We start from the raw sequence: 23,310 nt of genomic DNA, 5'->3' as shown, positions 1-23,310 counted from the left end.
CGCTGTTTTGGTAACTACTGACAACCGTTTCCATCCAGCCAGTACACTTTCCCTTCTTTTCTAAGGTCAAGATCCAGCGTTTCGGCGATCACTGAAAGCGTGGCATCAAGCGGTTCTTTCTCGAATCTGATCGTGAGGCGGCATTGCGCGATTTGCTGGTTGCTGAGGCGAACATCTACATGGTAACCGTCGCGGATCGTGTTGATTACCTCGTTGAGGTTGGCTGCATTAAAATCGAAAACCTGTGTGCGGTAACCAATGATGTTCATGTTCGCCTGCAAGCTCCTGATAGAATCGGCAGATACCTCTGCGCCTTCGCCTTTAACAAGCTCGATCTTTTTCGAAGCTTTGCTTACCTGTACTTTGCCGGTCGCCACATCCACGCGCACAGGCAATTTTTCATAGGCTTTTACATTGAAAGAGGTTCCCAAAACGCGTATTTCGGTACCATTTGCATTGATGATAAATGGATGAGCCTTATCCGGTTTCACCTCGAAAAATGCTTCTCCCTGCAACGAAACCGTTCTCAAATCCCCATTAAACTGCTCGGGATATGTAATGGAAGAATTGTAGTTTAAGAACACTTTGGTACCATCAGGCAGAAGCTGCTCTTTGGTATTGTTAACTGTAGCCACTGTAAGCGGCTCAGCATTTCTGTTTTTGATCAAAAACCAGCCAAACGCTAGCGCAAGTAACGCAACTGCTGCCGCGGCCAGGATTGTCGTCGGGAATTTTCGCTTTGCAGCCGGCCGCTGATCAAAGCTGATCTGTCGGGCGTCGCGGGGCACTTCCAATGGCGCGCTGGTTTCGGGTACCTCGTCCATTCTCTTCCTGACTTTCTTCCAGGCGAGGTCAGTATCCACTTTCTTGCGCGGCACGGCGGCTGCGTGCATCCAGATAAACCGGTAAGCAGCCAGTTCCTGCTGATGAACGGGAGAGCTCGCAAGCCACATTTCCACTGCATTGATCTCGTCTTCGGTTGCGGTTTCGCCGAGGTACCGTGCCAACAGCTCTTCCGATATGTTTTCATGAAAATCGCTCATGGTAACTTTCCGGTTAGCTGTTCAACAATCATATATAGTGCCCACCACATGGAAGGAAGGTAATCGGCCAGTTCCAGGCGGAGCATTTTCAGTGCTTTTCCTATTTGGTTTTCGACGGTTTTAATAGATATACCGAGTTGGTCGGCTATTTCCTGGTATTTAAGTTCTTCGAAGCGGCTCATCCTGAATGCTTTCTGACACTGTTCGGGGAGCTTGCGTACTGCGAGTTCAATCCGCTCCTCCAATTCATTCGCGTGGATTACCTCTGTTACCGATTCGTAGGATTCACTTGAAACATATAAGGTATGCTCGCGGTGCACTTCCCGCACGGATGCGTGCTTAAACCTGTTCAGACAATGATTATGAACGGCGCGGTACAGGTATGATTTCAGTGAAAGGGTAATTTCAAGATCCTCGCGTTTCTCCCAGATATTCACGAAAACGGTTTGCACGACTTCCTCGGCCTCCTCCTCGTCTTTGAGGAGAGAGCCTGCATAACTGCAAAGGCGCGGATAATACTGGCGAAAGGTCTTTTCAAAAGCCTGTTCATCGCCCCGCCTGATTGCAGCAACTATATCTGGATCGGAAGAGTACACCGATATCTGTTTTTGATTTTCGGTCAAAAATAGATAATCTCTTCCGATTAGCGGTTCCGGATATGTAAGAGCGGTTGCTGTCAAGTCTTAATTCTTTTTAACAGGACAACCTAACCGAGCGATACCCCCATTGAAAAAGAAATTTTTTTGCGGAGATAGGGGGATATGGGGGCGGTACTTGTCAATGCTCCATCAAGTCATCATTTATTAGCTATGAAAAAAGTCATTATCTCCGTTTTCCTGGCAGCTTTTTGCCTTCAATCCTGCGTTTACGTCGAATCCGACGACAATATTCCGCCTCGTGGAACAAGTACGCGCACTTACGATTTCAAGAATTTTGACGAGTTGGAAATGGGAGATGCATTCCGGATAAATGTAGTCTCAGGATCCTCATTCGCTGTTTCTGCTACCGGCGAGCTGAACGATCTCGATGATCTACACATTTTTGTACAGGATGGAAAGCTTGTGGCCCGTTACGAAGATTACAGTCGTAACAGGAAAAGAATGGACATTGACATTGTGATGCCGGATATCGAAGAGGCCAACTTTTCCGGCGCAGTGCACGCGGGTATTGAAAATTTTGAAAATCTGCCTTCCCTAAAAATCGAGCTTTCAGGTGCGTCGCAATGTGAATTTGATGGATCAGCGCGAGAAATGGAGTTCAATCTTTCCGGTGCGTCGAAGTTGAATTTATTCGGTGAAGCCAAATTCCTCGACGGGGAATTGTCCGGTGCGTCGCAGCTTTTCGCATTTGGCCTGCCGGTGGAAGAATCCGATCTGGACTTATCAGGCGCGAGTAAGGCAGAAATTTTTGCTGCCAAAAAACTGGTTGTAGAAGCAAGCGGAGCAAGCCAGGTCCGCTACAAGGGAAATCCTGAAATCCGGCAGGATCTGTCGGGCGGCAGCACATTGCGGCCCGAATAGGCTCACTTGATCATTCCGTATTTAGCGCGTGCCTGGCTCTTTGACATACCGTCAAAATGCCACCATTCAGTCGTATTTACGCGAAATCCTGCCTCTGTCATTACTTTTCTCAGGAGCTGACGGTTCTCAATTTGCCGGACCGTCAGCTTTCCTGCACTTAACATCTGCTGCTCCGAACGCGGGTAGGCAAGCGGACCAAAAAAGTCGAATTTGGTGCCCATATCAATCGGCTGGCCCCTTTCATCAGCTACTGTCAGGTCTATCGCGCAACCGAAGTTGTGGTTTGATCCGATCTTCGGATCGGCCACGTACATTGTTTTCTTGCCTGGCGGAATTTTCAGATCGTCCAGCGCATACCATAGTGCGTATTGTGCAGTATTGGGCCGGGCCGCATCGTAGACGAGCAACTTGTAGCCGGGCTTTAATTTGGCGAGCGATTTGCTTGCATTGCCGAGCCTGCGCGCCATTTCGGGTTGGAGATAAGCGCGGGTAAGCTCGCCGTAAATGTCCTTTTTCAGGAAATTGTCAGTAGTGGAATATTTAAGCTCGACCAGTATGTTGGGGTCAGTCTTCTGAATATTTACAAGTCCCTGGCTGATCATTCTCCGCTCAACTTCGGGCAGATCTGATTGTGCGAAAAGCTGGAATGAAATAGCGAGTGACAGGATTAATGTACTTTGTATTTTACCAAACATAAAAAAATGAATACCTCTGCGAGAAAATGCAAAGATATTCATTTGAGATAACCCCGCTCGTAAAAGCGGCATATACTGTGATGCCGGGGCCTAGTACCTGTTGATATTGATGCTGGTCAACCCGCCTTCGAAATTGATGGTAATTTTCTTGGATGAGCTGCTGTAACCTGCCGAGCGGTACAATCCGTTGCTCACTTTCTCTAAACCTTCAATGCTCTTTGCATTCAGCGCACCGTCAATTTTGAGCTCGCAGCCTACTGATTCGGGGATATCGATGGTAACAGAGGCTACGCCAGCTTCTATGTCAATATGTGAACTGGCCAGCTTGTCGCCCATTTTAATGTCCATATCTGCGACTCCGGTACTTACTTTCAGTTTTTCAACTTTGTAGTTACTGAAATCAAAGTTGCCTTTCCCTGCTCCGATCCCCAGATCGATGTTCCAGACAGGCTTTTCGTTGAGCTGGATTTTGGCCTGGTTTGAGATTTCGCCATTCTTGATCTTCACATTTCCGTCTTCCATTTTCAGGTTCACCGTTGCCGAATTTTCAAGCTTGTTTACGGAAGTATTTGACAGAAAGCCTACAATGTTACTCTTGGTATTGGCCTCAAAAAGCTTGGCAGTATTTCCTTCCAGCCTGAATGAACCCGCTCCGCCTTCGAGGTTGAAGTTGGCCTTCTGGATAAAATCCTCCATTTCATATTTGTAAGATCCATTGATTGGCCGGCCATTACTACGCTCAGGACGCTCGCTTTGATAATCTTCATCCTTGTCATTGTTGTCTTCCTCGTCGCCATTATGGTGCTCATCGTGATAGCTCAGATCTTCATCGTCGTGGTCGTAATCGTCCCAGCCGAAGTTCCAGTTGTTGCTGTGCCTGTCAAATGCATTGTTGGTTTTGTTCATGATACCACCAAAAACGGCCAGTGTGATCAGCAACGCCACAAGGCCACCTGCGCCAGACTGGCGATCCTTTCCGATCGCGAGCAAAAGAGCGCCTGCCAGGATCAGCAGCACGGGCCAGAAGGGAAGTATTTCATCCCAGTTCACGTGCAGGACGTTCAGGTTACGGAGCAGCCAGATCATTCCGAAAATGATCAGAACACCGCCCCATACTATGCCTCTTGAATTTTTCATGTTCTAGATATTTGATCTGTTTGAGATATCTGAATGAAGGTAATTGCGCAACAAAAGCAAACCGCCGGTTGTAATCAGGATAATCGGCCAGAAAAAGCGTCCAAAGTCGAATGCGGTTAATTCTTCTACGAGAAACAGCGAGCCTGCAACAATCAGGATAACGCCCCAAAAGATGTTTTTAAAGTTCATGGCTATGTTTATTTAAATGTAATTCTGTGAGTTTGAAAAGCTGCATCAATTTACTTTAATGATCGGATCGTCGCCATCGGCTTTCGGTGATTCAGGATCTTCCGGGAAATGCGGACCGGAACTTGTTCTTGGCGTGTTAAATGGCGTATAAGGCTGTGGCTCAGGCTCCGGGCTTACCGGTGTGATCGGGTCAGCCGGCGGTGGCGTTGTCGGGTATACTGTATTCGATTTGCTCTCATTCTGCTTGTCACGCTGACGAAGGATCAGGAACGCACCAATCGCGATGAATGCAACCGGCCAGAAATATCTTTTAAGCTCATACCAGATCGGGAAATCGTCCAGCAGCATTACCGCACCAAATACAACCAGCACTCCGCCGAGGATCATTACCGTTTGATCCGACGTTTTCTTGTTGAATAGTGGTTCGGGAGCTCCATTGGGATCCGTAGTGGTACCGTAGTAAACAGCCGGTCCGGTAGGCAGTACCGCCCAGAGAATGATGTAAATCAAGCCTGTCCAGCCAAAGCTCGGTGGAATGGGCAGCAGCAGCATTACTACGAATAATACCCTGATAATTACAACATCTATCTGAAAATATTGGGCAAGTCCGGAAGCTACTCCTCCAAAAACAGCTTGCTCAGGGATGCGGTGCAATTTCTTTTCCATTGTTAGTTTAGCGTTTATTTGTATTCAAAGGTAGTGGGTAATACAAGATACTGTAAACCGGGAAAGTATTATCGGTAAAACGACGTGTTAAGCGGATATTTTCAGTGAAAACGAAAAAATAGGTGGGATAAGTAATGCTATTGTTCTTCCAGTGCTTCCAGAATGTCCATCATACTGCCGAAATCCTTGTAGCCAGGCCGGATTTCTTCGCTGCCGCGCAATGCAATTCCTACATTACCAGGCAGGTTGTTCAATGCAGTCAATGCAAATTCATCGTCAAAACCAAAGCCCACCAGGATAGGGTGCTCGCTGGCAAGTGCGGGTAAAATTTGCAGCCAGTTGTTGGTTAATGGCGCATTTTCGTCACTTTCCAGCAGGAAATGCGAGGCAGCACCTTCGTACCTGTCCAGCAGTGACTGGATTTCGTCAGCTTCATATAAATCCACGCTGATTCGCAGGATAAGCGGCAGGCCGAGTTCGCTTTTCATGTAGCCCAGCAAACCGGAATGTTCCACCTGCACGGCGTGGACGGGATAGTTATTCAGTTTGGCAAAAATGGATTCTGCATTGTTGTCCGCAGTTTCGGCGACCAGTGTAACGCCGGCGAGCCAGGAACATATATCTTCAAACTTCTTAGGTGAAATGTAATTGGGAGAATCTTCATCAATAGAAAAACCAAGCATTTCGACTCCCATTCCGGCGCAATAACGAGCATCGGATAAATTGGTAACATTGCTGATTTTTACTGTTCTGGTTAGCATTGGTATGTACTGATGTTCAAATATTAGTTAATGTTTCAACTTCCCGGAATAAAGTTGCTCAACAGGAAAAATAAGATCCCAGTCTTTTCCCCAAACAACATTTCCCCGCTCGATTTTAAATTTCCTGAAATGCTTTAAATCCTTGTATTTGTCAAATTGAGGATGCGAGTTGTAGGTTAGAAAGTCTTCAAAATCAATGACTTTTTCTGTATTGTCAGAAAACTTTACCAGTAATCGGTAATCTGACAAATAATCCGCGCCAGTAACTGTAAGAGTCAGAGTCATATTCGCTTGGTGATTTTGGTGCTCTTTATCTTCTTTCTTAAAACAAAATAATCAGTCCATTTGCTGACAATTTCCTCCGTATATATCTCAACAATTTTCTCTGCGTCACGCAGCTGGGCCGCGGGCAAAGGCAGCTTTCCTGTGGATTTTCGAATCTCAATCTTCTTTAAAGCCCCATTTTCAAAGTAGAACTCGAACACGCTTTCGAATTCGTTGTAAGAAATATGTACATGAATGGGAAGGTGTTCATTCGAATAGAAATAAAACACAAGTCCGAAATATTCCAGAATTTTTGGCATTGGATATAGTGGTGTATAAAGCTCAAAACTAGCAAAAAAGATCCGCAACTGAACAAAAAAGAGCACCAGGAGATACCGGTGCTCTTTTTGTAAATGCAGCTAATGCGGCTCTTACTTCGCCGAAAACTTGTATTTCGTTGTAGTCTCGTAAGTGTCGCCTGGTTTCAGGACAGTTGAAGGAAACTGTGGCTGATTGGGAGAATCAGGATAATGCTCTGTTTCGAGGCAAAAGCCGAATCTCTTGGTGTAAGTAGCGTTTTTGCCTTTCAATGTTCCGTCCAAAAAGTTACCCGAATAGAATTGAACAGCAGGTTCTGTGGTGTAGACTTCCATAAACCGGCCGCTTTCAGGCTCTTTGACAGTAGCGAAAAGCATTAAGCCAGGCTCTGTTCTTTTAAGTACCCAGCAGTGGTCATAGCCGCCGCCATTCTTGATCTGTTCGTCTTCTGTTTTGTTAATCCCCGCGTTAATTTTCACTGGCTTACGGAAGTCGAAAGGTGTGCCTTCCACTGCTCTCAGCTTTCCGGTAGGAATTAGCGTGGCGTCCACGGGTACAATGCTGTCGGATGCAAGGGAAACTTCGTGATCGAGGATATCCCGTTTCAGTCCCGTCAGGTTAAAGTACGAGTGGTTTGTCAGATTAAGTACGGTTGTCTTGTCGGTAGTAGCTCTGTACTTAATGGTCAATGCATTGTCATTGTCCAGAGTGTAAGTAACTTTCACATTGAGGTTGCCGGGATAACCTTCTTCCATATCCTTGCTCACGTATTCCAGCTGAAGTCCCACAATCGAATCTTCCTTGATCTCGGTTGCATTCCACAATACTTTGTCAAATCCTTTTTCACCGCCGTGAAGCGAGTTCGGACCATTGTTGATCGCGAGTGAATACTCTTTTCCTTCCAGGGTAAACTTGCCTTTCGCGATCCTGTTACCATAACGTCCAACCAGCGCGCCGAAAAACGGGTGCCCGGCCAGGTACGGTTGCAATGAGTCAAAACCAAGTACTACGTCGGTCCATTCCCCTTTTTTATCAGGTGCGGTCAGTTTGGTAATAATACCGCCGTAATTGGTAATGTTGACGGTCATACCGTTTCCGTTTGTGAGCGTGTACAGGTCTGCTTTCTGACCGTCGGGCAGTTCGCCAAAAGTTTCTTTGGAAATTGTGCTTATCATTTTTTCTTCCTTCTTTGTTTGAGAGCAGCTGAAAATGCCGAAGCCGATCAGTGCGGTGAGTAAAATGGGGAGTTTTTTCATAATGAAAGGTTAGAAGTTTGCGTCAGTAAGTTTCTGTCAGCTGATAATTTCCTCGGTACCGTCGGTGATTTTTACGCGATAGCAGGGTAAATCAATGTTGTATTCTTGTTTGTAAGCCTGTTTCATTTGTTCTTCAAAGGCTGCTACCGCATTTTTCCTTACCAGATTAATGGTACAGCCGCCGAATCCTCCGCCCATCATCCGGGCACCGAGCACATTCTCATTGTCCCTCGCTTGCAGAACCAGGAAGTCCAGTTCGGGACAGCTTACCTCATACTCGTGTTGAAGACCATCGTGGGTTGCATACATTTTTTTGCCAAAATCAACCAGATTGCCTTGTACCAGCAGATCGCAGGCATCTTGAACGCGCTGGATTTCCTCGGTAATGAATTTGCACCGGCGGTATACCACATCACCCAGCTCGTCGCGGTGTGCTTCTACGAGCGAGGGAGTTGCGTCGCGTAAACTGCGAACTGCCGGATCATATTTTTGCAAAATGGAAACTCCTTTTTCGCATTCGAGGCGGCGGGTGTTGTACTCAGAGCTTGCGAGTGAATGCTTTACGCTGGTATCGCAAAGTACCAGCAGGTAGTCGTCCATTGGGAATGGAAAATATTCGTATTCCAGTGAGCGACAGTCGAGCCGAATCACCTGTTCCTGCTTTCCGAATGCAGATGCGAACTGGTCCATAATCCCGCATTGCACGCCCACATACTCATTCTCCGCCTTTTGCGACATTTTCACTACACTGAAACGGTCCAGTCCGAGGCTGAAAATTTCATTTAACCCAAAAAGGAGACAACATTCCAGTGCAGCAGAGGAGGACAATCCCGCGCCTACCGGAACATCGCCGCCAAATGCCGCCTGAAAGCCGCCTATTTTCAAGCCTTTTTTATGGATCTGCTCAATAATACCGATCTGGTAATGCGGCCAGGAAGCTGCTGGTTTGGAAAGATCGTCGAGGGAGAAAGAGTACGTTTCATCAAGATCTGCTGCATACAGGATCACCTGTTCATCTTCACGCGGACTGATTACGAAGTACACAGCCTTATCAACACTCGCGGGCAGTACAAACCCATTGTTATAGTCGGTATGTTCCCCGATCAGGTTAATTCGTCCCGGTGACCTGAAAACTCTTACCTCATTCCCGGTACCGAATTTTTGGAAATACTTATCCTTAACTGCTTCTGATATATTTGATTCCGAATCTGTCATTGTAGGTTTTTATTAAAAATCAATAACCTCTGAAAAGGTCAACTTCATTGGCCGGGCTTCCTCCGTTTTCTATTGCAAAAATGTTATTGAGGAATAAATCTACTTTGCCCATATGCTCATTCCTGTGGCCGCCGCCGGTATGTTGTGTCAGGATCACATTCGGCATTTTCCAGAGCGGGTTATCCGAGGGAAGTGGTTCCAGCTCGGTAACATCCAGCACCGCACCGTCCAGCTGTCCTGAATTCAGCACCTCCATCAGTGCTTTTTCATCTGTGGTACTGCCTCTTCCCACGCTTGCGTACACGCTCGTCTTTTTCATTTTGGAAAAAATCTCGGCATCTGCGAAATGGGTAGCTGTGCCAGGCAATGTATTGACTACCAAATCCGCATTCGGAAGTTCTTCCAGCAGTTCTTCGCGGCTGTGCAGGTCGGCGTCGGGGGAGGTGCGCGCCATCATGTGGGTCGTACAGCCAAGTCCTTTCAATATCGCATTTACTGCCTGCCCGATCGTGCCGGCGCCGAGTATGATCGTATTTTGGTTATAAAGCAATTTCAGGTCCGTACGCAGTTTTGATCCCACCCATTCCGATTTTTGTTTGAGCAGCGTGAGTGTATCTAGTCCCCTGTACAATGCAAGTATTCCTCCCACAATAGTTTCGGCGCACGGACGCGCAAACCAGTCGCCCATATTCGCCACTTTCACACCCTCCGGAAGAGGAATAGTACTGTATTGATCAAATCCTGCCGAATCGAGCTGCCAGAATTTCAGCTTCTCCGGTTTTTGGTTAAACCATTCTCCCGGCGGGTTACCCAGGATATATTCGGCCCCAAGAAAGTAACTCATTGCCTCGTCCTGGCTCGTACTATCTGTTCGGTATCGGATCGTGTGCTCAGGCAAAGTTTCGGTCAGCTTACTCCTTAGTGAAGCGTCCAGCGTAGCGTGGCAGTAAATAGTCATTTTATTTCGTGGTTTGAAAAGCAAGGTAAAATGATTTCTCTGAATTCTGGTCGGCAGGGCAAACTAGCCCTTCCCTTTCCTGTGGTCCAGGTCGGCTAAAATCTTGGCAGCCCTCGACTTGAATGCAGCACTTTCAAATGGAAGCCGCTCTTCGATTGCGAATTTCAGCTCCGTTCTCAGCTCGGGATAAATGCGGGAAAGGCGATGCGCGATTGTAAGCGAAAAAGCCCGCACCGCAATCGCCGACTGCCTGTCCTGAATAATCCGGAACGCAGTTTCAATGAGTTCCGCATGAAATTCTTCCGGGACGGGTACACATTCCAGAATGCGCGCACTGTTCCGCAGCACTGCATTATGTACATCAGTGCGTCCGAGCTGTTGCACGAGCGTTCCTGTAAAAGGTTGTACCAGCTCAGCGTTTTTACGTGCCGCAATGCTCAAACTGTGTGCAGCCCGTTGTACAAGCAGCGGATCTTCCGACAAAAAACACGCGAACAATTCGCGAAAAGTCTCCGGCGAAGACGCAGCATATTCTGCAATAACAACTGCTTGTTGTTTGCTTAACCGCTCGCCTGCCAGTAATTCAGCTTTGATTTCCATCTTATCTGAAAAGAAAGAATGCTCCGCTTGACGGCAGAGCATTCAAAAAAGGAAAAGAAAGTGGATTTCTATTTGTTGTCGCCCACCATATCCTCAGGTTTTACCCAGGCGTCAAACTCCTCAGGGGTAAGGTAACCCAGTGCAACAGCTGTTTCTTTAAGTGTTGAGCCGTTTTTATGTGCAGTTTGTGCAATTTCTGCTGCCTTGTAATATCCGATCTTGGTATTCAATGCGGTCACCAGCATCAATGAGTTATTGACGTGTTTTTTGATGTTTTCATGCAGCGGCTCGATACCTACTGCGCAGTTGTCATTGAAAGAAACACAGGCATCGCCGATCAGTCTGGCTGAATGCAGGAAGTTGTACGCCATTAAAGGTTTGAAAACATTCAGTTCAAAATGTCCGTTTGATCCGCCGATACCGATTGCCACATCATTACCCATTACCTGCGCAGCTACCATCGTGATCGCTTCGCATTGTGTCGGGTTTACTTTGCCCGGCATGATTGAGCTTCCCGGCTCGTTATCCGGAATATGGATTTCTCCGATTCCCGAGCGCGGGCCTGACGAAAGCATGCGGATATCGTTTCCAATTTTCATCAGACTTACCGCTACTGTTTTCAATGCGCCGTGTGCTTCCACAATCGCATCGTGTGCAGCCAGGGCTTCAAACTTGTTTTCGGCAGTTATAAATGGAAGACCAGTGAGCGTGGCAATGTGACGCGCCACATTCTCTGAATATCCTTCCGGTGTATTAATTCCCGTACCTACTGCTGTTCCGCCCAAGGCAAGTTCAGAAAGGTGGGCGAGTGAATTATAGATAGCACGAAGTCCGTGGTCGAGCTGGGAAGCATATCCGGAAAACTCCTGGCCGAGTGTCAGCGGGGTTGCATCCATAAAATGCGTACGACCGATTTTAACCACATTCCTGAAAGCTTCCGCTTTTGCTTTCAATGTATCCCGCAGCTTTGTAATGCCGGGAATGGTTACGTCCACGAGTATTTTATAGGCTGCAATGTGCATTGCAGTCGGGTAGGTATCATTTGAAGACTGTGATTTATTCACATCGTCATTCGGGTGAAGGAACTTGGTTTTATCAGCCAGCTCGCCGCCCTGCAACACGTGCCCGCGGTAAGCAATTACTTCATTGCAGTTCATATTGGACTGCGTACCCGAGCCGGTTTGCCACACTACGAGCGGGAACTGGTCGTCGAGCTGCTCGGTCAGGATTTCGTCGCAAACCTGTCCGATCAGATCGCTTTTTTCCTTTGGCAGCACGCCAGCCTCGTAGTTCGTAATCGCCGCGGCCTTTTTCAGGTATGCAAATGCCTTGATAATCTCTTTCGGCATTTTGTTGATATCCTGTGCAATCGGGAAGTTCTGGATTGAGCGTTGCGTTTGAGCACCCCAGTATACATGAGCGGGTACCTGCACTTCGCCCATGGTATCTTTTTCTATACGGTATTCCATTTTATTTTTTTAGTAGGATAAAAATGAATTGGATTGAAAGGTAAAGTTAGGTTCGGGCTTTTAGTTTTTGTTGTTTTTTGAAGGATAAATGTTAAGCTCTTTGAAAAGAATGGTTAGATTGGCGGCCTTCAAAAACGAATATAAGCTGCAATGGTACCCAAGATCAGTATCTATCCCGACTACAATGCAATGAGCCAGGCGGCTGCCGACCGTGTGATCGCACTCCTGACCAGAAAGCCCGATTCAGTCATCTGTTTGCCTTCGGGGAGCACGCCGCTCGGGATGTTCCGTGCATTGGCAGCAGCCAACCAGAAAGGAGAAGTTGACTTTTCTAAATGCATTTACATTGGCCTTGATGAGTGGATCGGTCTGGGTGCAGGTGACGAGGGTAGCTGCCGGGACCTGCTCGATAGAGATTTTCTGAAACCAATTGGTTTTCGTGAAAACCAGGTTGTGTTTTTTAATGGAAAAGCAATGGACCCGGAGGCTGAATGTACCAGGGTAAACAAGATAGTGGAAAGCTTCGGCGGACTCGACCTGATTGTTCTTGGAATAGGAATGAACGGGCATCTGGCATTGAATGAGCCGGGAACACCCTGGGATACCTATGCGCATATTTCCGAGCTTGACCCGCTGACTGCCGAGGTCGGACAGAAGTATTTCAACAAACCCACTCCGCTCACGGGGGGGATCACTGTTGGTATCAGGCATATTCTGGAAGCAGAAACAGCCATTCTGATTGGCTCAGGAGGTGCAAAAGCCCAGGTTATCGCACGTGCATTAGCTTTCCCGGTAACCGCCGACTTTCCCGCTACCGTTTTGCAAAACCACATGAATGCAGAGTTTATCCTGGATGAAGAGGCAGGAAGCGGATTGAAGCGATGAGCTTCAAAAAATCACTTTTGGAGCCATTTATTTTTGGGGTAAAAAGATAAAATATCCCTTGCTCGGAAGAAATTTTCCTCGTTTCACTTAAATAGCGGCGCATTTTTCCGGCGCGGTCTTTCCTTTCTAAATTTGACCAGTTCTTTGTGAACGCCCGTCAATCGGGGTAGTGGTTTTGCTTTTGGAACCCTCAGCCAAATACAGCAAACTAAAAAGGAACCGTGTGCAAATCACGGGCAGTCGTGCTACTGTAAATATCAGTTCCGGAATACAGGAACAAGTTTTTACCCAGGTGTCCCATTGTTGTAAATGTCCATTTAAAAGGCATGTGCGACGAGAAGGGCGGTGAAAATGATATAAGCCAGGAGACTTGCCGCTACTCTCAATGTCCATTCTCTCACGGTTGGAGGCTGGTCAGGCATTGATTTACCAGACATATTTCAAAGAGGAACCTGCGAGCAGACTTGGCGCTGCGGCCGGGCAATCTCACTTGTGTTACGTACCGGTTAAGGTCGGGACGGGGGTGTTTTCAAAGGGTTTTTATTAACTCTTAAACACAAATGCTATGTTATCACACAATCTCGGCTACCCGCGCATCGGAAGTCGGCGTGAACTGAAAAGGGCCAGCGAAAAGTTCTGGGCAGGTAAAATCGACCGCGACGAATTGCAGAAAGTCGCACGTAAAATCCGTCATGAAAACTGGAATACGCAGCGCGCGGCAGGTATCGCGCTAATTCCGTCCAATGATTTTTCATTGTACGATCAGGTACTCGACACTTCGCTGATGGTAGGTGCAGTGCCCGAACGTTACCACCAGCTGATCGATGGGAAGTCTAACAAGGAACTTGAACTTTACTACGCCATGGCGCGCGGATACCAGCGCGACAATCACGATATAAAGGCAATGGAAATGACGAAGTGGTTTGATACAAACTACCATTACCTCGTGCCGGAGTTTACCAAAAATCAACAGTTCAGAAGGTATTCCGACAAAGTGCTGCTGGAATTTGAAGACGCATTGCAAAAGGGAATTTTGACAAAACCAGTTTTGCTGGGCCCGGTTACCTACCTGTTGCTGGGGAAAGAAAAGGAGGAAGGCTTCGATAAAATTGATTTGATTGAAAATCTGCTGCCGGTTTACATTTCTGTTCTGGAAGAGCTCGCCGCAAGAGGCGTGGAATGGATACAGCTCGATGAGCCTGCATTGGTACTTGACCTGTCGGCAAAGCAACAGAAAGCTTTTGAATCAGCATATTCCGAAATCAGAAAGGCAGTTCCCGGATTGAAATTGCTGGTTGCGACCTACTTTGGCGAATTAGATGATAACGTAAATACCGCTGCCGGCTTGCCGGTAAATGCATTGCACATTGATCTGACAAGAGGCGCCGGATCCTTTACAGCTTTGCTGGCTCACAAAGACTTTGTAGATTCTGCACGCCTGCTTTCGCTGGGCGTTGTTGATGGGAGAAATATCTGGAAAAATGACTACTCCAAATCGCTGGCATTCATCGATCAGGCGGCTGAGGTACTCGGGAAAGACCGCCTGCTCATTGCGCCTTCCTCATCGCTGCTCCATAGCCCGTGCGACCTCGAACTGGAACAGGATGAAACGGTTCTAATCCCGGAGATCAAAAACTGGATGTCATTTGCAAAGCAAAAGTTGTCGGAAGTGACCGAAATCGCCCGACTGGCGGAGATAAATTGGAGTACTGATCCCGCATTCATTGCTAACCAGGAGACAATTGAAAGCCGCCGCAATGCCACTTTGATCCATAAGCAGGAAGTGAAGCGCCGCCTTTCGCAGGTAAATGAAAATGATTTTAACAGGCAAAGTAGCTTTTCGGAAAGGCAGCAGATACAACTGGAAAAATTGAAGCTGCCGATGTTTCCTTCAACAACGATTGGGTCATTCCCCCAAACTGACGAAGTACGTTTGCTACGTGCTAATCTGAAAAAGAATGCATTGACTCAGGAAGAGTACGAGAGCCGCATCCGGGAAGAAATCATTAGCTCGCTGCGCTGGCAGGAGGAACTTGGAATTGACGTGCTGGTACATGGCGAGTTTGAGCGGAATGATATGGTCGAATATTTTGGTGAGAGCCTGTCGGGTTTTGTTTTTACGCAAAATGGCTGGGTACAAAGCTACGGCAGCCGCTGTGTGAAACCGCCTGTTATATATGGTGATGTGGAGCGGCCGGAAGCTATGACAGTCAAATGGTCGGCATTCGCACAGGCTAACTCTGAAAAGCTGGTCAAAGGGATGCTTACAGGCCCGGTTACGATTTTGCAATGGTCGTTTGTCCGGGACGATCAGCCCCGGAAAGACACTGCATTTAAGATCGCGCTGGCTATTCGCGACGAGGTAGTTGATCTTGAAAAAGCGGGTATCAAAGTAATACAAATCGATGAACCTGCTATTCGGGAAGGACTTCCATTGAGGAAGGCTGATTGGTCGGGTTACCTCAAATGGGCGGTTGACGCATTCAGGCTCAGTGCTTCCGGAGTCGCTGACCAGACGCAGATCCACACGCATATGTGTTATTCAGAGTTCAATGATATCATCGATTCCATTGCGGCAATGGACGCGGATGTCATTACAATTGAAACTTCGCGGTCGCAAATGGAGCTGCTGGATGCATTTGCAAACTTCAATTACCCCAATGAAATCGGCCCTGGCGTGTACGATATCCACTCACCGCGCGTACCTACTGTTGACGAGATGGTGCTTTTACTTGAAAAGGCATTGAAAGTCATTCCAGCCAGAAACCTTTGGGTTAATCCGGACTGCGGCCTGAAAACCCGAAAATGGCCTGAGACGGAGGCTGCTTTGCGAAATATGATCCTGGCAGGTAACTTGCTGCGCGAAAGATACGGGTAGTTGGATATTGTCATTTGGGTCATTAATTGTCATTGATTGTCATTCTTTGTTATCAGAGACCAAGAAGGCAATCAATGACCACAAATGACGACAAATGACAATCAATAACAATCAACGACCAAACTCAACATCCCCCACTAACTTAAAACCAAGTACAATTGAACATCCAGGAAAAAATCAAAGCTTCGGAAACGCGCGTTTTTAAAACCGTTTTCCCAAATAATACAAATCACTACGACACACTTTTCGGAGGAACTGCATTGTCGATGATGGACGAAGTTGCATTCATCGCAGCCACCCGTTTTTCCAGACTCCGGTGCGTTACCGTATCGTCTGACCGCATTGATTTTACGCACCCGATCCCCGCTGGAACGATCATCGAGCTCGTTGGCAGAGTGGAGACTGTGGGCAATACCAGTATGAAGGTTCGGGTTGATATTTTTGTTGAAAAGATGTACGAGGAAGGCCGTGAAAAGGCAGTAACAGGCATTTTTACGTTCGTAGCACTCGATGAAGATCACAAGCCGGTCAAAATATTAAGCTGAATTTTTACCAATTAATCGCGTTCTTTGGTAGTTATATTTTGGCACACATGCAAAAACAGCAGGAGTACATTTCTCAACTTGATGGGCTGAGGGCATTTGCAGTTGCCCTAGTTGTCTTGTTTCACTGGTTTCCCGAGGGTGAGGGTATCAATGTAATTGCAAACGGTCCGGTGGGAGTTACATTGTTCTTTGTTTTAAGCGGTTTTCTGATCACGCGGATCCTGCTTGCGAGCCGGAATTACCTTGCTTCTCACGGGCTTGCTGCTACTTACAAGAATTTTATGCTGCGGCGTATGCTGCGCATTTTTCCGCTCTATTATCTCACATTACTGGTAATTTGGAGCATCCGGTACATTGATTTTTTTCCAAAAATCCCGAGTCAGCTTTACTATAATCCTGCTTACTACCTGCTTTACATTTCCAACTTCCTGATCGAGAAGCTCCACGATTGGTCTGACGTGCTTTCTCCATTCTGGTCGCTGGCGGTTGAAGAACAGTTTTATATATTCTGGCCTTTTGTAGTGTTGACAGTACCTCTGCGCTACATGCGGGGAACGTTGATCGCCACGGTTGTGCTGGGTATTGCCTCCCGGGCAATTCTGGGTTCTTTCGGATACAGCGAAGGAGTGTTGATGCCAACCTGTCTTGATGCATTTGGTTTGGGAGCTATCTGGGCTTATGTCAGCTATTTCGACAAATCAGTAGTTAAGTTCCTGAAAACCCTGAATGTACTGGCTGTAATTGGGCTCGGTGTATTTCTGTTTATCTGTTTTAATAACGACGAATCCTGGCTGAAAACGTTGTTTTTCAGAACTTCCATGTCGCTTTTCTGTCTGTACCTGGTTGCCAAAGCGAGTTATGGGAAAGGTTTTCCCTCTATCATTGGAAGTATCCTCGATAATGCATTTATGAGGCACATTGGTCGGGTGAGCTACGGACTTTACGTGTACCACATGCTGGTACCGACACTTGTCGTACCTTTTATCGTGAAGGTACTTAACCGCTACCTGCACATCACGCTGACTTTCTCAGAGAACTCCCTTAAACTGGTTAGCCTGGTTGTCCTCATTTTGCTGGCGACAGCTTCCTGGTACATCTTCGAGGCGCCATTTATCAAGCTCAAAAAGTACTTCCAGCTAAGTAGGGTGAAACCTTCTGCTACAACTATCAACGCAGCGGCAGAATAGCTCGGTATCGGTTCGTAAGCACTTACTTTCCTTTTGATAGTCCAAATAGGCCGACAAATAACTTGAGTTCTAGGTAGTCTTTTTGGGCTAGTACCTTGGGTCACTCAATTTATTTAGTCATCGATGTCCCGCCTTAGGTTGTTTAGTTTTGGCTTAATTTATTTCCTAGCTCTATTTCTAGTCGCAGAAGCAGCGTTGAGGATTGGGCTGATGTTTTATGGTTACGATTTCATCAAACCTTCTGATTATATCTATAAGTGCTTTTACAGTAACATTGAATCAATAGCAGAAAAAAAAATTCGTGCAGATGACGATATCACAGATATCTTAATCCTAGGTGGATCCGTCATTAGTCCCGGTTATCTAAATCTGGAACCTAGGCTAAATGCATTGCTTAACAAGCATTATAAAGGGACAAAAAAAGTAGCCATTTATAATGTTGCAGCCCCTGCCCATACTTCACTAGATAACTTACTTAAATATGATCTCCTGAGGAATCAGCACTTTGATCTGGTGATTTACTACGAGGCTATTAACGACCTCCATGCAGGTAACATCTCAGATAAGCTTTTCAGAGCAGATTACTCACACATCAAGTGGTACAGCGATATATATATTTTGCTTGCCCATCCCGAAATCGACATCTCTGTCATCCCTTATGTAGTTGATAAGGCTTTTCGGGCTATTAAAGATAAGATACAGCATAAAACCTATCTCGGGCAATATGGGTCTGACTTAACGGTTTCTGCCTCTGCGGGATCTTATAAATCCATCAATTCATACCATCAAAACCTTTCCCGCATTATCACTATTGCACATTCAAGGAAGGAGTCATTGCTTCTGATGAGTTATGCCTCCTGCTTCCCGTTGAATGTTACGCTCACGGGCAAGCAGAGCGATATGCAATATTTCGCAGGATGCAAATTTGCTACTCCGGTAACAATGTGGGGAAAGGCTGAATACGTAAAGGCAGGTATTGCGAAGCACAACAAAATCTTAAAAAATCAAGTCAAAAAACATGATTTAGCTTTCATGGATATGGAAAATGCGCTGCCGCAGGAACCTGCGCTTTTCTGTGATGTTTGCCATTTGAGCGAGGCAGGTGCGCAGCGGTTTGCAAAAGAGCTGGCTAGCTACATCATCAGTAAAAAGATCCTTGACTGAATAATTAACCTAACTATCAGCTTATTACACACACTTGATGAAGATTTTAGGCATTTCCGCTTTTTATCACGATTCTGCTGCCGCGTTGATCGACAATGGTGACATTGTAGCCGCGGCGCAGGAAGAACGGTTTACAAGAAAAAAGCACGATCCATCTTTTCCCTCCAATGCAGTCAGGTTTTGTCTTGAATATGCAGGATTGTCTGTGGATGAGCTGGATGCAGTTGCTTTTTACGATAAACCGTTATTGAAATTTGAGCGGTTGCTTGAAACCTATTATGCTTTTGCGCCAAACGGCTTGCGGTCTTTTCTGACGGCAATGCCCGTTTGGCTCAAAGAAAAGATGTTTTTGAAGAGGTTGATCAACGAGGAACTGGTTAAGCTGGGGTACAGCAAAAAGAAGAAGCTGAAACTCCTCTTTCCTGAACATCACCTGTCACATGCAGCCAGTGCATTTTATCCGTCGCCGTTTAAAAAAGCAGCCATTCTTACGATCGATGGCGTAGGGGAGTGGGCTACCGCTTCTATCTGCAGCGGGGAAGGAAAAGGTATCTCCATTCTCAGAGAAATGCGCTTTCCGCATTCACTCGGCCTGCTTTATTCTGCATTTACCTATTTTCTAGGTTTCAGGGTTAATTCCGGTGAGTACAAATTGATGGGACTGGCACCTTATGGAAACGCGGCCTCGTCAGATATACAGAGATATGAACGGCTCATCTTAAGTGAGTTAATTGATTTGAAAGAAGACGGTTCAATCTGGCTAAATCAGGAATACTTCGATTATGCTACTGGCTTGAAAATGGTCAATGAACCAAAATGGGAATTCCTGTTTGGAGTCAAGAAAAGGGACCCCGAGGATTCCCTGGAAGCACAGCATTGCAATCTGGGTCTGGCCATTCAGAACGTAACCGAGCAGATTGTTCTTAAAATGGCAGCCGAAGCGAAGCGGCTCACCGGCGCGGAATACCTGTGTCTCGCGGGTGGAGTAGCATTGAATTGTGTGTCAAACGGAAAGCTGCAAAAGTCGGGGATATTCAAGGATATCTTCATCCAGCCTGCGGCCGGAGATGCGGGCGGTGCTCTGGGTGCTGCACAAGCTGCTTACCACATCTATTTTGGTTGTGAACGAGATATTTCGGGGACCGGTGACGCATTGCAGGGTTCTTATCTGGGTCCTACATTTTCGGACCTGGAAGTTGAACTGACGGCGAAGAAATACAAAGCGGTCTACACTCATTTTCAAAAGTTCGAGGTGCTCACTGCCCAGGTAGCTGCTATTCTGGCAGAGGGCAATGTAGTGGGCTGGGTACAAGGAAGAATGGAGTTCGGGCCGCGCGCTCTGGGCGCGCGCAGCATTCTCGGCGACCCGAGGAATGCAGAAATGCAGAAGAAGCTCAATTTGAAAATCAAATACAGGGAGTCCTTTCGCCCGTTTGCACCTTCGGTACTTGCAGATGAATGCGCTGACTTCTTTGATTTTGATGGCATATCTCCCTATATGTTGCTGGTACATTCTGTTAAAGAGCGCCTGCGAAAGCCCGTGCCGGCAAACTACGGATCAATGGATCTTCGAGAGAAGCTATATTATCAAAGATCAGAACTCCCCTCGATTACGCACATTGATTATTCCGCAAGAATTCAAACTGTACATAAAACAACCAACCCGCGTTACTACGACCTGATTCAGGCATTTAAACAATTGACTGGCTGTCCGGTACTTGTAAATACCAGCTTTAACGTACGTGGAGAGCCCATTGTTTGTACTCCAAATGATGCTTACAGATGCTTTATGCGCACTGAGATGGACTATTTGGTGGTCGGTAATTATTTGTTTGACAAAAAACAGCAACCGGAATGGACTGAAAAGGACGGGTGGAAAGAAGAGTTTGTACTGGATTAACCCTCATGCAAAATGGCTCAAAATAATGGCATCTAAAATCTTTACCAGTGTTGTCCGCATCTTGTTCCTGGGATTGCTGTTTGTATTCCTTTTTTACCCCGACAAGTTTTCTATCAAATTTGATTACTCCGGTTATCCGCAAGCCGACAGCTGGTACGTGCGGCTGGCGAAACTCGCATGCTGGTTCCTGTTAATGGTCGAGATCATGCGTATTTTCTACTATGGCGTGGTTAAGCGGAATGCAAAGGAGCTAACTGCCCGTGTTGCTACAATTCTTACAACCCTTGTTCTGGTGTTGATTATTCTGGAAATGACATTTATGTACATTCCACAAAGTCATGAAGGAGTGCTTTCAAAAGCTTCACAGATCTGGTGGGAGAAATACTGGAAACCCGTAAACTCGCTGGGTTACCGTGATAACGAAATCAGGAATGAGAACGGCAAAAAGAAAATCCTTGTGATCGGAGATTCGTTTGCCGCTGGCCACGGCCTGAATAATGTGAATGAGCGCTTTTCGAATATCCTGGAAGCGAAACTCGGAACAGACAGGTATACGATCTATAACCTTGGAATGTCAGGCGCGGATACCCGCGACGAAGCAAAGCGTTTGTACGATTTTCCTGTCAAGCCTGACATTATCATTCTTCAATATTTCCCCAATGATATAGAAAAGGCTGGCCGCGATAAAGGTCTTTTGCTGACAGGAGCAGAGCCTTATGCAGATCTCAAAGGTCCAATGGCGACGATCATAAAGCGGTTTTATTTGCCCAATTTCATTTACTGGCAACTTCCGCATATCGGTGTAAGCACTTTTGAAAATTTTGTGCACGCAGCATATACGGATACCACAGTCCTGAGCACACACCTGAAAGACCTCTCAGCAATGCTTGCCTACCGTGATTCTACAAAAGCACAGATGTACGCAGTCTTCATACCATTCCTTTTTCAAGTAGATAAAAGCGCTGGTGAAACCAGAGCTGTGGTAGAATACCTGCAGTCAAAGAATGTAACAATCGTCGGCATTAACGACGGGATCAAAAAACTACCGGGGAAGGAAAGAGTGGTTGGTGAAAATGATGGTCACGCGAGTGCGGCGATCAACCAGCTCATTGCCGATAGGCTCTACGCAGCCATTAGCAAGCATTAACTGCTTTGGAAGCGACTGCAATACAGCATACATAAATTTAAAACGACAAACGAATGGATTTTCTGACTGATTTATTTGCATTTATGAAGGAGCGTAAAAAATGGTGGCTTGCTCCTGTAATCATTGTTTTGCTCCTGATTGGTATCCTGGTCGTAATCGGAGGAGGTTCAGCGGCAGCTCCATTTATTTATACCTTATTCTAACACTTCGATGACTGTACCTGATAAGTCGGAGCACGCAAAAGCACAGTTGGTAATTGTCACCGGCCTTATTCTGATCTTCTATTTTTTTAAACAACCAGCTATACTGGCTGCTGCGGCCATCGTCGGAATGGTAAGTTTACTTATTCCGCCTGCCGGTGAGATCATTGTAAAATGCTGGTTTAAAATCGCGGAGGTACTGGGAAAGATCAATGGCGCCATTTTGCTCACGGTAATCTTTTTCATAGTACTTATCCCCGTCGCTTTGATAGCGCGGATGAATAGAAAAGATGCATTGACGCTCAAACGAAGACAGTCCGGGTCTCTCTTCCATGAAAGAAACCACAAGTATGGCGCCAAGGATCTTGAAAATGTATGGTAATTGGGTTTTGGTTGTAAAAGAAAGAGCCTGGTTTCAGGCTTTTTTCTTTCTGCATGCTCTATCGTAAAGTAATTGCAGCATCCCGTCTTTCAGACCCACATCGGGTACGTGAATGATTTCCGCCCCTGCCCACTTCATTGCTGAGGTGTAAATATCTCCCGCAGGAACAATTACGTCGGCTCTGTCGGGATTGAGTTGCAGCTTGTTGATCCTTTCTTCTAGTGAAAACTGGGAAATGTACTCTTTCATTCTCTCAATTTCTTCCAGACTAGTGGAGCTTTCGGTAAGCTTAGAAGACAAATCAAAAAGCTTATTGATGTTACCACCCGTTCCAACTGCCTGAATAGGCTGGCTGTAGTCGACATGCTGGTTGATCCACTCTTTGATTTTCTGCCACGAATTCTTGGATTCTTTTCCTTCAAGAAGCCTCACAGAACCCAGTTTGAAGGATTTTGCAAAAGTCTTTACACGGTCTTTGTACAAGTTCAACTCCGTGCTGCCGCCGCCCACGTCAATGTGAATATACTGACCCTCACCCAGTGATTTGACAACGACATTATTAACAAGCTCAGCTTCACGTTGTCCGTCAATGATCTGAATGTGAATGCCGGTGCGGTTTACAATGCGGTCGCGGACTTCATATCCGTTTTCGGCCTCACGCATCGCAGATGTGGAGCACGCCATGAAATCATCTACTTCGTGCAGTTCCATGAGGAGCTGGTAAGCAAGCATCAATTTCATCATGCGGTCTTCACTCTGTTCCGTGATCCGGCCCTGAGTAAAAACGTCATGGCCTAAACGAAGCGGGAAACGTACATATTCAACCTTTTTGAAGCGGGAAACGCCGCCGTCATGCAGTACAGAGGAAATCTGCATGCGGGCACCATTGGATCCTATATCTATTGCAGCGAATTTCAAGGAAACGTATTAT

At 46.5% G+C, this 23,310-nt stretch carries 25 protein-coding genes and 1 riboswitch; of the genes, 10 read left to right on the top strand and 15 right to left on the bottom strand.

The genetic code is table 11. From position 1 onward, the window contains the following. Positions 1–14: 14 nt before the first annotated feature. Both ASG33_RS13660 and ASG33_RS13655 read right to left on the bottom strand, forming a co-directional pair. On the bottom strand, positions 15–1,043 hold the full coding sequence (locus ASG33_RS13660) for a FecR domain-containing protein (protein ID WP_056285859.1): 1,029 nt from the start codon (positions 1,041–1,043) through the stop codon (positions 15–17). Continuing rightward, on the bottom strand, positions 1,040–1,666 hold the full coding sequence (locus tag ASG33_RS13655) for an RNA polymerase sigma-70 factor (protein ID WP_056286562.1): 627 nt from the start codon (positions 1,664–1,666) through the stop codon (positions 1,040–1,042). The genes ASG33_RS13660 and ASG33_RS13655 overlap by 4 nt, the downstream gene beginning before the upstream one ends. 186 nt (positions 1,667–1,852) lie before the next feature. On the opposite strand from ASG33_RS13655, the gene ASG33_RS13650 reads away from it, so the two are divergent. After that, positions 1,853–2,563: a head GIN domain-containing protein gene (locus ASG33_RS13650; RefSeq protein ID WP_056285858.1), complete on the top strand. Its 711-nt coding sequence runs from the start codon at positions 1,853–1,855 to the stop codon at positions 2,561–2,563. A gap of 2 nt (positions 2,564–2,565) precedes the next feature. Here ASG33_RS13650 and ASG33_RS13645 read toward each other — a convergent pair whose 3' ends face one another. From ASG33_RS13645 to fumC, 12 genes are all read right to left on the bottom strand, one after another. Then, positions 2,566–3,258, bottom strand: a complete 693-nt coding sequence (locus ASG33_RS13645; protein WP_056286559.1) for a M15 family metallopeptidase — start codon at positions 3,256–3,258, stop codon at positions 2,566–2,568. Between the two features lie 90 nt (positions 3,259–3,348). Then, positions 3,349–4,395, bottom strand: coding sequence for a LiaF transmembrane domain-containing protein (locus ASG33_RS13640; RefSeq protein WP_056285855.1), 1,047 nt, complete (start codon positions 4,393–4,395; stop codon positions 3,349–3,351). Positions 4,396–4,398: 3 nt separating this feature from the next. Further along, positions 4,399–4,584, bottom strand: a complete 186-nt coding sequence (locus ASG33_RS13635) for a LiaI-LiaF-like domain-containing protein (protein ID WP_056285850.1) — start codon at positions 4,582–4,584, stop codon at positions 4,399–4,401. 45 nt (positions 4,585–4,629) lie between these two features. Further along, complete coding sequence (locus ASG33_RS13630) at positions 4,630–5,250, bottom strand: PspC domain-containing protein (RefSeq protein WP_056285846.1); 621 nt, start codon at positions 5,248–5,250, stop codon at positions 4,630–4,632. 137 nt (positions 5,251–5,387) lie between these two features. Further along, on the bottom strand, positions 5,388–6,011 hold the full coding sequence (locus ASG33_RS13625) for a hypothetical protein (RefSeq protein WP_056285844.1): 624 nt from the start codon (positions 6,009–6,011) through the stop codon (positions 5,388–5,390). Positions 6,012–6,038: 27 nt separating this feature from the next. Continuing rightward, on the bottom strand, positions 6,039–6,296 hold the full coding sequence (locus ASG33_RS13620; protein ID WP_056285841.1) for a DUF2442 domain-containing protein: 258 nt from the start codon (positions 6,294–6,296) through the stop codon (positions 6,039–6,041). After that, a complete protein-coding gene (locus tag ASG33_RS13615) occupies positions 6,293–6,595 on the bottom strand; it encodes a DUF4160 domain-containing protein (protein WP_056285840.1) in 303 nt (100 codons plus the stop codon). The genes ASG33_RS13620 and ASG33_RS13615 overlap by 4 nt, the downstream gene beginning before the upstream one ends. A 111-nt stretch (positions 6,596–6,706) precedes the next feature. After that, positions 6,707–7,849 (bottom strand): aldose epimerase family protein, encoded by a 1,143-nt coding sequence (locus ASG33_RS13610; protein ID WP_056285838.1) that lies wholly within the window; start codon positions 7,847–7,849, stop codon positions 6,707–6,709. A 36-nt stretch (positions 7,850–7,885) separates the two neighbouring features. After that, positions 7,886–9,064 carry a galactokinase gene (gene galK, locus ASG33_RS13605; RefSeq protein ID WP_056285835.1) on the bottom strand — a complete coding sequence of 393 codons (1,179 nt, stop codon included), beginning with the start codon at positions 9,062–9,064 and terminating at the stop codon, positions 7,886–7,888. 19 nt (positions 9,065–9,083) lie between these two features. Continuing rightward, positions 9,084–10,022, bottom strand: coding sequence for a D-2-hydroxyacid dehydrogenase (locus ASG33_RS13600; protein WP_056285832.1), 939 nt, complete (start codon positions 10,020–10,022; stop codon positions 9,084–9,086). Positions 10,023–10,085: 63 nt separating this feature from the next. Continuing rightward, the gene (locus tag ASG33_RS13595) at positions 10,086–10,622 is read right to left on the bottom strand and encodes a hypothetical protein (RefSeq protein WP_056286557.1); all 537 of its coding nucleotides are present in this window, start codon (positions 10,620–10,622) and stop codon (positions 10,086–10,088) included. Positions 10,623–10,690: 68 nt separating this feature from the next. Beyond that, the gene (gene fumC / locus ASG33_RS13590; protein ID WP_056285829.1) at positions 10,691–12,091 is read right to left on the bottom strand and encodes a class II fumarate hydratase; all 1,401 of its coding nucleotides are present in this window, start codon (positions 12,089–12,091) and stop codon (positions 10,691–10,693) included. Between the two features lie 150 nt (positions 12,092–12,241). Here fumC and ASG33_RS13585 point away from each other — a divergent pair, with 150 nt between their 5' ends. The 9 genes from ASG33_RS13585 to ASG33_RS13550 all read left to right on the top strand — a co-directional run bounded on the left by ASG33_RS13585 (position 12,242) and on the right by ASG33_RS13550 (position 22,379). After that, on the top strand, positions 12,242–12,976 hold the full coding sequence (locus ASG33_RS13585; protein WP_056285825.1) for a 6-phosphogluconolactonase: 735 nt from the start codon (positions 12,242–12,244) through the stop codon (positions 12,974–12,976). Between the two features lie 153 nt (positions 12,977–13,129). Further along, a riboswitch (cobalamin riboswitch) is annotated at positions 13,130–13,369 on the top strand. 172 nt (positions 13,370–13,541) lie between these two features. Further along, a complete protein-coding gene (metE, locus tag ASG33_RS13580; protein ID WP_056285822.1) occupies positions 13,542–15,854 on the top strand; it encodes a 5-methyltetrahydropteroyltriglutamate--homocysteine S-methyltransferase in 2,313 nt (770 codons plus the stop codon). Positions 15,855–16,012: 158 nt separating this feature from the next. Beyond that, the gene (locus ASG33_RS13575) at positions 16,013–16,399 is read left to right on the top strand and encodes an acyl-CoA thioesterase (protein ID WP_056285819.1); all 387 of its coding nucleotides are present in this window, start codon (positions 16,013–16,015) and stop codon (positions 16,397–16,399) included. Between the two features lie 47 nt (positions 16,400–16,446). Beyond that, positions 16,447–17,586, top strand: a complete 1,140-nt coding sequence (locus ASG33_RS13570) for an acyltransferase (RefSeq protein ID WP_056285815.1) — start codon at positions 16,447–16,449, stop codon at positions 17,584–17,586. A 123-nt stretch (positions 17,587–17,709) separates the two neighbouring features. Then, a complete protein-coding gene (locus ASG33_RS13565; protein ID WP_082489207.1) occupies positions 17,710–18,750 on the top strand; it encodes a hypothetical protein in 1,041 nt (346 codons plus the stop codon). Positions 18,751–18,787: 37 nt separating this feature from the next. Continuing rightward, a complete protein-coding gene (locus ASG33_RS13560; protein WP_056285810.1) occupies positions 18,788–20,650 on the top strand; it encodes a carbamoyltransferase in 1,863 nt (620 codons plus the stop codon). Positions 20,651–20,675: 25 nt separating this feature from the next. Continuing rightward, positions 20,676–21,797 carry an SGNH/GDSL hydrolase family protein gene (locus ASG33_RS13555; RefSeq protein WP_056285806.1) on the top strand — a complete coding sequence of 374 codons (1,122 nt, stop codon included), beginning with the start codon at positions 20,676–20,678 and terminating at the stop codon, positions 21,795–21,797. A gap of 53 nt (positions 21,798–21,850) precedes the next feature. After that, entirely contained in the window at positions 21,851–22,000 is a 150-nt protein-coding gene (locus ASG33_RS25950; protein ID WP_169739265.1) for a DUF5989 family protein, read from the top strand. A 7-nt stretch (positions 22,001–22,007) separates the two neighbouring features. Beyond that, positions 22,008–22,379 (top strand): SxtJ family membrane protein, encoded by a 372-nt coding sequence (locus ASG33_RS13550; RefSeq protein ID WP_056285801.1) that lies wholly within the window; start codon positions 22,008–22,010, stop codon positions 22,377–22,379. A gap of 33 nt (positions 22,380–22,412) precedes the next feature. Here the strand turns inward: ASG33_RS13550 and ASG33_RS13545 are convergent, their stop codons facing one another. Further along, complete coding sequence (locus ASG33_RS13545) at positions 22,413–23,297, bottom strand: Ppx/GppA phosphatase family protein (protein ID WP_056285796.1); 885 nt, start codon at positions 23,295–23,297, stop codon at positions 22,413–22,415. Positions 23,298–23,310 lie beyond the last annotated feature (13 nt).

Source organism: Dyadobacter sp. Leaf189, from assembly GCF_001424405.1.
Taxonomy (GTDB): Bacteria; Bacteroidota; Bacteroidia; order Cytophagales; family Spirosomataceae; genus Dyadobacter.
The sequence above is the reverse complement of the archived record's forward strand: the minus strand, read 5'-3'. Positions and strand labels throughout refer to the sequence as shown.

Coding starts and splice junctions, on each gene's coding strand:
- ASG33_RS13585 (WP_056285825.1), top strand. CDS start 12,242: ATGGTACCCAAGATCAGTATCTATCCCGACTACAATGCAATGAGCCAG.
- ASG33_RS13600 (WP_056285832.1), bottom strand. CDS start 10,022: ATGACTATTTACTGCCACGCTACGCTGGACGCTTCACTAAGGAGTAAG.
- galK (WP_056285835.1), bottom strand. CDS start 9,064: ATGACAGATTCGGAATCAAATATATCAGAAGCAGTTAAGGATAAGTAT.
- metE (WP_056285822.1), top strand. CDS start 13,542: ATGTTATCACACAATCTCGGCTACCCGCGCATCGGAAGTCGGCGTGAA.
- ASG33_RS13560 (WP_056285810.1), top strand. CDS start 18,788: ATGAAGATTTTAGGCATTTCCGCTTTTTATCACGATTCTGCTGCCGCG.
- ASG33_RS13555 (WP_056285806.1), top strand. CDS start 20,676: ATGGCATCTAAAATCTTTACCAGTGTTGTCCGCATCTTGTTCCTGGGA.
- ASG33_RS13570 (WP_056285815.1), top strand. CDS start 16,447: ATGCAAAAACAGCAGGAGTACATTTCTCAACTTGATGGGCTGAGGGCA.
- ASG33_RS13650 (WP_056285858.1), top strand. CDS start 1,853: ATGAAAAAAGTCATTATCTCCGTTTTCCTGGCAGCTTTTTGCCTTCAA.
- ASG33_RS25950 (WP_169739265.1), top strand. CDS start 21,851: ATGGATTTTCTGACTGATTTATTTGCATTTATGAAGGAGCGTAAAAAA.
- ASG33_RS13595 (WP_056286557.1), bottom strand. CDS start 10,622: ATGGAAATCAAAGCTGAATTACTGGCAGGCGAGCGGTTAAGCAAACAA.
- ASG33_RS13635 (WP_056285850.1), bottom strand. CDS start 4,584: ATGAACTTTAAAAACATCTTTTGGGGCGTTATCCTGATTGTTGCAGGC.
- ASG33_RS13640 (WP_056285855.1), bottom strand. CDS start 4,395: ATGAAAAATTCAAGAGGCATAGTATGGGGCGGTGTTCTGATCATTTTC.
- ASG33_RS13620 (WP_056285841.1), bottom strand. CDS start 6,296: ATGACTCTGACTCTTACAGTTACTGGCGCGGATTATTTGTCAGATTAC.
- ASG33_RS13615 (WP_056285840.1), bottom strand. CDS start 6,595: ATGCCAAAAATTCTGGAATATTTCGGACTTGTGTTTTATTTCTATTCG.
- ASG33_RS13645 (WP_056286559.1), bottom strand. CDS start 3,258: ATGTTTGGTAAAATACAAAGTACATTAATCCTGTCACTCGCTATTTCA.
- ASG33_RS13660 (WP_056285859.1), bottom strand. CDS start 1,043: ATGAGCGATTTTCATGAAAACATATCGGAAGAGCTGTTGGCACGGTAC.
- ASG33_RS13565 (WP_082489207.1), top strand. CDS start 17,710: ATGTCCCGCCTTAGGTTGTTTAGTTTTGGCTTAATTTATTTCCTAGCT.
- ASG33_RS13630 (WP_056285846.1), bottom strand. CDS start 5,250: ATGGAAAAGAAATTGCACCGCATCCCTGAGCAAGCTGTTTTTGGAGGA.
- ASG33_RS13550 (WP_056285801.1), top strand. CDS start 22,008: ATGACTGTACCTGATAAGTCGGAGCACGCAAAAGCACAGTTGGTAATT.
- ASG33_RS13610 (WP_056285838.1), bottom strand. CDS start 7,849: ATGAAAAAACTCCCCATTTTACTCACCGCACTGATCGGCTTCGGCATT.
- ASG33_RS13625 (WP_056285844.1), bottom strand. CDS start 6,011: ATGCTAACCAGAACAGTAAAAATCAGCAATGTTACCAATTTATCCGAT.
- fumC (WP_056285829.1), bottom strand. CDS start 12,091: ATGGAATACCGTATAGAAAAAGATACCATGGGCGAAGTGCAGGTACCC.